The organism is Corynebacterium sp. HMSC08C04 (assembly GCF_001807495.1).
Taxonomy (GTDB): domain Bacteria; phylum Actinomycetota; class Actinomycetes; order Mycobacteriales; family Mycobacteriaceae; genus Corynebacterium; species Corynebacterium simulans.
Map to the genome: position 1 here is coordinate 20,875 of NZ_KV789204.1, position 10,446 is coordinate 31,320.

Consider the following 10,446-nt stretch of genomic DNA (forward strand, 5'->3'; position numbering starts at 1 on the left):
TCAGCTTTGTTCGGATTCATGGTCAGTAAATTGCGCTGCCGCGAGAGCACGCAGCTTTTTCTTGTCGACCTTGCCGATGTTGATCAGTGGAATTTCGTCGACAGTGATCACCTGGTCCGGCACCTTGTATCGGGCTACGCCTCGGGTGAGGAAATCATCCAGAATGGCGGAGCGGTTAACGCCTGGTTGGGCGACGATGGCTGCAACGGTGCGCTCTCCCAGTGCTCTATCTGGCATTGGGAAGACGGCTGCAGCACTAATGCCTGGAGTTCCAGACAAGAGTGTCTCGACCTCAGAAGGGGAGACGTTTTCGCCCAGGCGATTGATCTGTTCAACCACGCGCCCGCACAGCACCAGGTTGCCGTCCTCGGTAAGGTAGCCACGGTCACCGGTGCGGAAGAAACCATCCTCGGTGAAACAGTCCGGGGTATCGCGGTTTCCTTCGTAGCCGAAGAAAGTATAAGGGCCCTTTTCTAGTATCTCTCCCGGCTCGCCTCCCGGGCCATCGATTACCAACTCGTCAGCATCAGAGATGGGACGACCTTGCGTGCCAAGAATCACCGCTGGAGGGTCATCAATACGCGTGAACGTAGTGATGCCTTCACCCATGCCATAACCCTGGTGGATACGCACACCGAAACGATCCTGTATTGCCTCACCTAAGCCGTCGTTAAGCGCCGCTGCGCCAATGATAATTCGCTCCAAGGAAGAGAAATCTGCGGGAAACCACTCTGCGGCCTCCACCCACACCTGGGCTACCGCAGGAACTAGTGCAGTCAGCGTGACCCCGTGGGTCGCAATGGCCGGAAACGCCTCATCGAAGGCTGCGCTGGTGCACAGAACCACAGTGCCGCCCGAAAGCAAGGTGCCCAGAATCCCGGGCTGAGCTAAGGCGAAATCATGAGAGGTAGATAGAACCGCCAAGTATACCGTATCTGGCCCGACGCCGCAGCACTGTGCCGCCGCACGGGTGTTATATGCATACGCCTCATGTACCCGGGGAATTATTTTTGGCATGTTCGTGGTTCCGCCAGACAAAAGATTCAGCGCAACGCTGCGTGGATCCGGCCACTTAGTAGGCGGAGAACATTTGGTAGAAATCGGGGCAGTGAAGAGACCTGGCAGAACTCGGTACGAGGACTCCTTGTCGTGCGTGGGTCCGTTATCGGCCCACAGTTCTTTGAGTCCGAGCTCGCCGGGTCCCATAGCCTCTACCATGGCTACGGTGTCAAAACCGAGATGGTCGCGGCCACCGATATAAGCAACTGGGTGTAAAGACTCACACAACGCTGCAACTTCGGCCTCTCTATGCGCGGGAAGCAGCAGGGTTGGGATAGCACCCACGCGCATCAGCGCAAGCAGAGTCACCACATACGCTGCGGTGTTTGGCAGTTGCAGTAGCACGTGGTCTCCTGGCGAGAGGCCGCTTTCTCGTAGCTCCTCGGTGAACACACAAAGTGATTGCTCGAGTTGTGCGTAGGTCAGGTGTGCGTCGTCAGCGATGACAGCTACATGGTCCGAATAAATCTCGGATGATTCGAACAGTTCCTGGCACAGGCTTTTTCGGGCCAGGTGGCCGGTGCCTTCGTAATGCTTCAACACACTGTTGCGGTCGATATCGCGCCCTCTCATGCAAACTCCAAATCAATCGTGCCTGTGCCGGAACGGCAGGTGAGGCCGCCGTCGACACCAACGTGCTTACAAATGCTTAATGTCTTCTCACTGGCCGCAAAATCGATGTCGGTTATGTGGGTAATCCCGTTAGGATGCGGGGTGCTGCGATGGGTATCAATGGCAAAGGGGGTCACGAAAAGCGGGATCGCCCAGTCGTCGGGTGACAGACACCAGCAGGCGAGCCGTCTGCCAGCGGGATCCTTGCGGGAGAACGGGATTGTCAGGCTCTTGGTTTGATGAGAATCAAAAATCTCCTTTATGTGGTCAAATTCCTTGCGCTGCGCCTCCAGTACCACCCGTGAGTACCCCTGTGACATGGTGGCGAATCTGTCATAGGAGTCGACGAATTTTCCATTGCCAGTAAGGTGTAAAAGTTGGCGGAAAAACGGTGGTACGTCGGCTCGCTCTCGTATCTCCAGGTAGGGACCCTCGCAGAAATAAATAAGCGCGCTTGCAGCGTTTTTCTGTTGTCCTGGTTCAACGTCAAAGCCGCGCGAACGGAAGTAATTAATTGAGTTCTCTAGGTCGTCTGCTTTATAGATAATGTGTCCCACATTAGCCATTTCGTTGTTCCCTCTCCGTGAAGAACGGAAGTAGTGAGGGTACGTTCTCCTGTAGCAGGCAGGTGGCATGAGAACCGGCCACGGCATGTATCTGCAGGTTGCCGAGCACGGTCGCTGGCCAATCGATGTCTCCGCCTAGGCTCGGGTAAAAACCAGTTACACCTTCGGTAGGCTGCAGTACGACTACATCACCGAAATAGACATCGGGGACGTAGTCGATGGTTCCGAGTAACGAATGCCGGAAGACATCGTATAGGATGTCCAGCATCCCGCGAGTGGACTCGGAGTCTGTGTCGAATTCACGGATGCTTCGGTAGATGAGTTTGCGGCGCGCCCTGGGACTCAACACCGCCATCTTTTGGAAGAATTCCCCGATATCTGCGTATGGGCCTTCAAGGGTACACAGTTCTTCGTCACTGATATTGCGGTTGATGCCATCAAGGGTGTGCTCCAGGGCTGCTGCGAGGGTTTTGAGGTCGAAGTTCGCCCCCATTGCACTTAGGTCAGCGTTGAAAATGCACCCATAGGCGAGCTCACACAGCAGTTCATTAGTGACCCGGTGCGGGCACTGGTGGGTGCTGATGCAAGTTACCTGGCGCACGTCGCGGCCGAGTTCGGTGAGCGCCTTCGCGGTCTCCAGCGCTAACATACCGCCAATGCAGTAGCCGACCAACTGATAAGATTCCATATCCAATTCATCAAGTTCCTGGGCGTAGCTCTGGGCCAGATCCCTGATCAGCGTACGGGTTGTGTAGTCCAGGAATCGATCTGCGTCACCAGCGGTAAAACCAACGTGGGCAATCTCTGGCTGGCGTTGAAGCAGTTCGGGCATCAAGAACTCGTAGTCCTTCAGGCGGCCAGTGCCAGCGTGGATCATCACGCGGCAGAACGTTGCGTCCTTCGGCAATCGGTATACATGCAGATTTGAAGACCCAGTTGGAGAGCCACTGGCTACAGTAGACAGAGCAGTCAGTTCAGGGGAGGTATGATTAGCAGAATTAACGGCTTTTAATGCTTCGGGTTGACAGCTACTTCCTGCAGCCTGTGCTAGCGCGGAAATGCCTGCGATGGTTGGCACCTTGAGTACGCCACGCATAAGGGCGTCCCACGTGTGCTGCTGTAGGCCAGGTATTTCTTGGCGGAGCCGGGTTACCGTTTCGGCCATGAGCAGTGAGTCACCCCCAAGCGCATAGAAGTCATCATTGCGCCCAACCTCCGTGGTGTCGAGGACATCGCGCCAGATAGTCGCTATCTGCTCTTCCGTTTCGTTGCGTGGAGGATCGATCCGGTTGTTGGGGCTTCCCACCGGTTCTAAGCAGAGTTGCGCTAGGGCCTTGCGGTCTACCTTGCCATTTGAGGTTAACGGCAATTCCGGTAGTACATTGACGGAAGCCGGAACCATGTAACCCGGTAGGTGAGCACGCAGGTAGCCCAGAATGTCTTCACTGTTGAGCGTGGGGACATCGTCGTCATCGGCACCAACGATGATGAGTCGTTGCCCGCATTCGCGCAACGGGTCACTAGTGTTTGGGTACTCCGCGATGCGGTGCATCTGGGTATCCCTGAAGACCTGATCCCACTGCGCGTCCTCGATGAACACCTTGTGTGATTCCGCACGGTGGTCCGTGAAATCAACCAGATTCATCTTGATGGACACCGAGATAAGGGCTGCGTAAAGTTCAGTGATCGGCTCTACTATGACGATCACGCCCCCGGGGCGGCGCAGCTGCTTTAAGCGGGTGAATGACTCCTCGATATTTACTGAATTATGCAGTACGTTGGCGCACAAAATGATGTCGTAACCGCCGAACTCTACATCTTGCGATGTGCAGTCTGAGTTCATATCAAACAGGCCATAGGTCATGGCACCACAATGCGCGAACATTTTTTGGGCTTTATGTAGGAAGAATGTCGAAATATCGGTGAAGCGGTATTCGATTACGTTCTCGGGGAGTCGGCTAACAATTTTTTCCGTCGTAGCACCTATGCCAGCGCCGACCTCGAGGATCCTTACCGGATGATCAGCGTGGTGCTCGGCAATGCCGATCACTGCCTCTGCGGCCGCAGCATTCATCGCCTTGCTAATGCGGTTTTCGCCGTAAATGGTGCGGGCGTTATGGGTATCTCCCTCCGGGAAGAACACCTCGGTGGGACTGATCTCTCCGCGCAACTGGGAAAGAAGCGCCTCAGCTGCGTGCCGTTGGTAATTGAATAATTCCTTACTGTTATTGATTTCCGCTTCCATGTTGCCGAACTGATCCCAGGCCTCTCCGAACACGAAGAAGTCCAGGGTCTGTTGGCTGACAGTCCAACCCTCATCATCCTTAGTGGCTAAGCCTTCTCCAGTCAGAATATTGAGCCAACGGGTTATGAGTTCGCGATACTCTTCGGAGGGATGGATCGCCGCGGTGATTTCCGTAAGAGTGTGGTATTTTCCTGCAACGAGGAAAACACCGGCTTGTTGGAAAGCCGCGAGCAAAGCAGCCATCGCGGCTTCGTTTCCCAGCCGCATCCATGTGGCAAATATTCCCGTGTCAAGGCTCGTATCTGCAGGTGTCCAGCGCTGCTCAAGCATTGTACGGAGCTCCGAGTTTCTGATTTGCCCAGCATCCTTGAGCTCATCTTTGTCGCTCTGTGCATCAGTGACGAAAGCATGTAGTTTAATTGGGTCACTGGTTTCCTGGGTGAGTACTATAGCGCGTTCGACGAAGTCGTTGGATTCGAGGACTCCTTCTATCTCGCCGGTTTCCACTCGATAGCCGTTGATTTTTAGTTGATTGTCCCGACGGCCGTGAAACTCGATTACGCCGTCTGGGCGGTAGCTTCCTATATCCCCGGTAGCGTACATACGTGTGCCATGCTTTTCGGAAAAGAAAAATTTCTCTGCTGTGGAGGTTGGATCGTTGAGGTAACCGGTGGCTAGGCTTTCCCCGGAAATATGGATTTGCCCTCGCACCCAGTCCGGACACTCATTGCAGGCCTCGTCGAGCACCCACATTCCTTGGTTGGGTAACGCGGTACCATATGGTATGCTAGTTTCATTTGTGTGACAGGTCATCGGGTGGAAAATCGACCATATTCCGCCCTCCGTGGCGCCGCCGAGGCTGATGAGTTCAGCATTAGGGAAGTGGGGTGCAGCATGCGCTGGGAGAGTGCCCGGGATCCTGTCTCCGGACAGCATAACCAGGTCTAGGCTGAGGATGTTCGGGTGACGGGTCACCTCTACCTCTCGCACAAGCATTTGGAACAGTGCAGGAACAGAGTTCCAGGTATCGACGTTGTTATCAACAAGGAAATCGATCCATTTGCTGGGGTTTCGCGATTCCTCGTCTAACGGCAGGACCAAAGTGCCACCGCTTGCGAAGGTACCGAAGATGTCATACACGGATAAGTCAAAGGATAACTTCGATACCCCCAATACCGTGCGTCTTTTATTTCGGCCGAGGAGATTGTTCACGCTATCTATGGTGTTCATTGCAGCCGAGTGCGTAACGACAACACCTTTTGGAATTCCGGTGCTGCCTGAGGTGAAGATGATGTAGGCGGTTTCGGTGGGGGAAACCGGTGAGGCTATGGTGCCACTGTACTGTATCGGGCTGAGAGTATCGACGTTGATGTTGGAGATATCGGTATTTTCTTCGGAGAAATGAGAATTAGTGATGACGTTGGCAGGACGACACGCTTCTATCATTGAACGTTGGCGGATTGCGGGTTGCTCGTGATCGATCGGCACGTAGGCTGCACCAGTTGATACCACGGCAACAGCGGCAGCTATTTGCCATACTCCGTTACCTAGGACGATGGCAATGTAATCTCCGGGACCGACATCAGAGAGCTCATGCTGTAATGCCCCGACGTAGCCAGCCAGATGTTGGTAGCTGTAGGTTTTTCCGCCACACACCAGCGCTGGCTGGTGTGGGTGCTGCTGGACGTTATCCCAAAACCCGTCGTGGAGGCATCGGGTGGTCTGCTGTACGTGGGTTTTGTGAATGCGGTTACGGATGGCGATCGTCTTATCGGGCAAGTGGACTGAATCAGTTTCCTGCCACGCCGAACCGTCGTCGACCAGGCGATCGAGTAGGTCGGTAAATGACTCCCACATGTCGTCGATCAACGCCGGTTCAAAGACGTCCTCTCGCACGTCCCAGTTGACGTTGCAAGAGCCTCCGTCCTGGAATGCCTGACAGTCAATCCATACCTGCGGCGTTCGGCTTACGCCGGAGACAAGGTTGTAGGCCGGACCATTGTTGTGCGGTGTGTCTGCACCCAACGCGCTGGTGAATACTACCGGGATTACCGCGGGCTGCCCGGTAGTGCGGGCTATATCGCGCAACACGTCAACCCCGGAATACGCAGCGTGTGATAGCTCTTCGGATAGCTGCTCCTGGGTTGCGTGCACGCGCTCACTAAAGGTTCCAGTGTGCGGATGGCAAGCATGTAGGGTCATCTCGGTAAAGTCTCCGATAATACGGTTGATTCCGGCAATGGCAGAATCTCGGTTCATCGAAGTGACATTGACGCAAAAGTCACTTGTGGAGGACCAACGGCGCAGTACATCGGCGTAGGCGGTAAGTAGCGTCGCCGAAGGAGTGACGCCGTGAGTGCTTGCTGCGTCGGTGAGCTTTGACCATGCTGCTGGCGAGCATCGCCAGGTACGCCGGGTGAAACGCACCGGCATTTCGGATGTGCGATCGGCTGAGGTCAGCGTCGGCAGTAAGGGTTTGCCGGACAACGAGGGGATGATCTCGGACCAGTACTTTTTTGCATTGGTGCGTGCAGCGAAGCCAGCGGCACTCTGGCTGTGGTGGTTACGGGAGGTGATTATATCCCGAAACGTGGTGTCCTCTAGTTCCGGTAGAACGTTACCTGCGTAGAGAGTTAGAAGTTCCTCGACCATCACCCTCACGCTTACAAAGTCGGCGATGATCATGTCCACCGAAAACTGTAGGATGCTGCATTCGTCAAATTGCAAAAGCTGGAATTCGTGCAGTGGCCAGGTGCCCAACGGGTAGCTACGGTTTTCCAATTTTGCGCGGTGACGAAGATACTCGGCGTCCGGGACATCTGGGTTGTGGCCCGCGAGGTCTACAGCTTGTAGCACCGGCAAACTGCGAGATTTAACCACCTGCAGCGAATCCGGTGGAACGACCACTGCAGAGAGCATGTCATGGCGCTGGATGAGTTCGTGCCAGGCCTGTTCAAGGCGGCTGCGATCAAGGCGTTCCGTTCGTATTTCGGCGTAGCTGTGGCACCCGGTGCCACCCAGATCATAGCCTTCGTTCTGACCGGTTGCGTATGCGCGCTGAATATCGGTCATGGGGAAGGGGGCGAACCGTGCTTGCTCATCATGCGGAACGGCCTCCCGCTCACGCAACCATGCCAAAACCTTTTCCTTATTTGACCTTAAGGCCGCGAGGTCTTCCTCGCGCAAGGAACCCTTGGGTGAACGGTAGTTGAGTCGATCGCCGTTCACCCATAGCGCTATACCGCGGGATTCAAGGTCGTTAATCAGCGCTGTGACATCCATGTTATCTCTCCTGTGTTCCGGTGGTTGGGGTTGTTTCGCTCAATGGGGGAGGTATGAGACTCCCCCAGCGGCCACATCAGACTCTCGAGACTGAGTGGTTCGGCATGCATAGCTGCTTGGACGGTACATGTGGGACCCAGTAATTGTCCGGTGCGCGCCCAGACTGCGCACAATGCCAGGAGGTATTCGGCTTCTTGCGCTTCGTTCTTGGAGCACGCCAACTTGTCATATACTTCGTTCAGAAACTCCGCAATGCCTGCAGGCCAGGTATGGTCGTAGAGGGCGACACGGGTAACGCACGGCTCGATAAGGAGATTCTCATGCAACTGTAGAGTGCTCAAACGATCATCGGCAGCAGTGCTTAGCAAGCCAGCTTGATCTCGTGGGATTGGGGTGTTTGGGTGCCAGATGATGGTTCCGTCAGTCTCGGTGAGCACCAGATTTCCGGCGTGCGTGAAAACAGTTATTCGATGCCCCACGTGAGCGAAATCGTCTGGCTTTTCTGGGTCGTTGTGATTAACCACGCGCAAGCAGAGCGGGGTTTTGCGTATCGAACCGGTGAGCGTAGTGAATATTCCGGTAACTTGGGTGTCGTCATCAAAGCTCCATGGGGTAAAACCGCCGGTAATCCTTCCGATGATATCGAGCGTTGAGAATAGAAAGTGAATGCTACATTCGGCGTCTATGTGGATGATTTTGAACTGCCTGGTTAGTGTTGTTGCGATTTCCAAGTACCGGGATATGGTTGGATTCCAGCGGTAGAAGGTGTTGAGCTTGAACTGCACGTTATTTTTCGCTGCCATCCGGTAGCAATCTACAGAGTCTTTCTTGTGGATCGGGTGCTCCATCACTACATGCTTGCCACGGCTTAAAAACTCTAGGGCGAGCTGCGTGCCGGAACCGCCAACGACGCTAGATCTGACCACCACACAGGCAAGATCAAAAGCGGGGAGATCTTCGATCTTGGTACACAGAGGTACGCCTAGCTGCTCTGCCAGCCGGCGCGACTGTTCGCTGCCCTGAGATAGGATTGCTACCAGCGAAAATTTATCCGCAAGCTTTTTTATCCCGTTGATGTATATACGGCCAAATGTTGTGCCGCATACGACGACGCGTACAGTGTTCATGCGACGGGCCTTTCTAGGTTCTGAGCCGAAATACCGGGGTTTTTAAATGAAGCCTGCATCGTCGTCATCACTCCATTGAGGTGCGTCGGTAGTTGCTGTAGGGCCGACGATTTTAATGTCGACGTTGTAAGAGGCCAGTGACGAGAGGACAGTTTGAGGGGCCGGCAGCTCATAGCCCCATTTCGGCCCGGTTAGTAGTTCGTCGCGGATAACGCTTTTTGTCGCTTCCGCAACAAAAAGAGCGGTGATGAAGGTGGAGTCCGGTGCGTGGACACTGCCTGAGACGCGAACAGGGCGGCCCCGTAGGGTGCCGTGGACAGTGGCTTGGATGGCAAACCAGTGGTTCTTTCCGGCATCGAGTTTGGTCTTCGCTGCAGCTATGTCTGCGCACAAATTCATGAGCGTGGTTGGGTCTGATATGTCGGTTTGTGAGAGCGCACGTAAAAGTAACTGCTGGGTGTCCCGGTCCGGTATGGCCGTGACCCCTATGAGGCGCGGAATAGAGAAATCTTGGGCCATCTTGCGTAGCTCGTTGGTGACGAACGGGCTTGCTATGAGTCCGTCATCGCTTGGGAAAGGTTCCAGATCTTCAGCGTGGATGCTCCCAGGTTGGTAAGCCACGAGGTCGCCGTCGACAATCATCTTCCCAGGATGTCCGTAGGAGTTGTGGGTACTTAGCACCACATCGACCAGACCCGACAGCCCGCCCCGGTCGCGTCCACCAGTGCAGAGAGTTACCGATTGACAGTCGTCGATTAGGCCCGCCAGGTGGCGTAGTAATAGACCGCTGAGACCGGGGGTAGCGCCGGCGTTGACCACGCACGGACGGTTGGTGGGATAGTTGTCGAATGAGTTGGCTCCGAACGGGTCTATATAGCCCACTGAGTCTGGTAGTGCCGACGCTACTGAGGTCTTGAGAAGACATGACGGTCCGGCGCAGTTGACGACGACATCAAGGTCACGGGAAAATTTGTTGACAGATTCCTCGTCGTGAGCGTCAACGATAGCGGTGCGCTCATCTGATGTGTGGTGAGACCGATTCCCGCAGTTCACCATATGTCCGCTAGCGCGCAACAGTGCGGCTACTTGGCGGCCTACTTCGCCATGCGAACCGAGAACCCCCACTCTTGCCGTCTCTCCTGTGCGAACCACTCAATGTCCTTTTCTTAGCGAGCACATAACGCCAAATAGGGCCTGTTTAGGTTAGGCTACCCTGCGCGGCAATGAGTTGCAATAGATAGAGGGTAAAACGGCTCTTCCCAATCTAGAGTGCGTAGCAACATAGCTACCTGGCTGGGGGTAGGGGTCGTTGGGCCGGGTCAAAAGGATAGGCAGGGGGTGTTTTGGTGGTGTCGTGGCATAGCAAGAGGCCCTAGACGGTGCAAGATGGTCGTTATCACACAGTCCATCCAGCCACCTAGGGCCCTGACCATGAACTTGTGCAGGTATCAAGCTCCGGGTTTCGTAGAGGCTGTTTTCTTGGTTTTCTACGCCACAGAGGATGCGACAGCGGTGGTGGTGGGGACCTGACCCCCATGTGGTGGACACCTGATAT

Annotated in this window: 5 protein-coding genes and 1 pseudogene; all 6 read right to left on the minus strand. The window is 54.9% G+C overall.

The window, feature by feature from the left end:
• Window positions 1–1,632 (minus strand): AMP-binding protein, encoded by a 1,632-nt coding sequence (locus HMPREF3169_RS04925; protein WP_070432704.1) that lies wholly within the window; start codon window positions 1,630–1,632, stop codon window positions 1–3.
• A complete protein-coding gene (locus HMPREF3169_RS04930; protein WP_014303369.1) occupies window positions 1,629–2,237 on the minus strand; it encodes a VOC family protein in 609 nt (202 codons plus the stop codon). Before HMPREF3169_RS04930 ends, HMPREF3169_RS04925 begins: the two co-directional genes overlap by 4 nt.
• On the minus strand, window positions 2,230–7,764 hold the full coding sequence (locus HMPREF3169_RS04935; protein WP_070419941.1) for a non-ribosomal peptide synthetase: 5,535 nt from the start codon (window positions 7,762–7,764) through the stop codon (window positions 2,230–2,232). The genes HMPREF3169_RS04930 and HMPREF3169_RS04935 overlap by 8 nt, the downstream gene beginning before the upstream one ends.
• Complete coding sequence (locus tag HMPREF3169_RS04940; RefSeq protein WP_014303371.1) at window positions 7,746–8,891, minus strand: Gfo/Idh/MocA family oxidoreductase; 1,146 nt, start codon at window positions 8,889–8,891, stop codon at window positions 7,746–7,748. Before HMPREF3169_RS04940 ends, HMPREF3169_RS04935 begins: the two co-directional genes overlap by 19 nt.
• Before the next feature lie 42 nt (window positions 8,892–8,933).
• Window positions 8,934–9,533: a hypothetical protein gene (locus tag HMPREF3169_RS13375; protein WP_235591245.1), complete on the minus strand. Its 600-nt coding sequence runs from the start codon at window positions 9,531–9,533 to the stop codon at window positions 8,934–8,936.
• A gap of 291 nt (window positions 9,534–9,824) precedes the next feature.
• Window positions 9,825–10,043 (minus strand): annotated as a pseudogene (locus HMPREF3169_RS13580) (NAD-dependent epimerase/dehydratase family protein); the annotation flags it as partial.
• Window positions 10,044–10,446 lie beyond the last annotated feature (403 nt).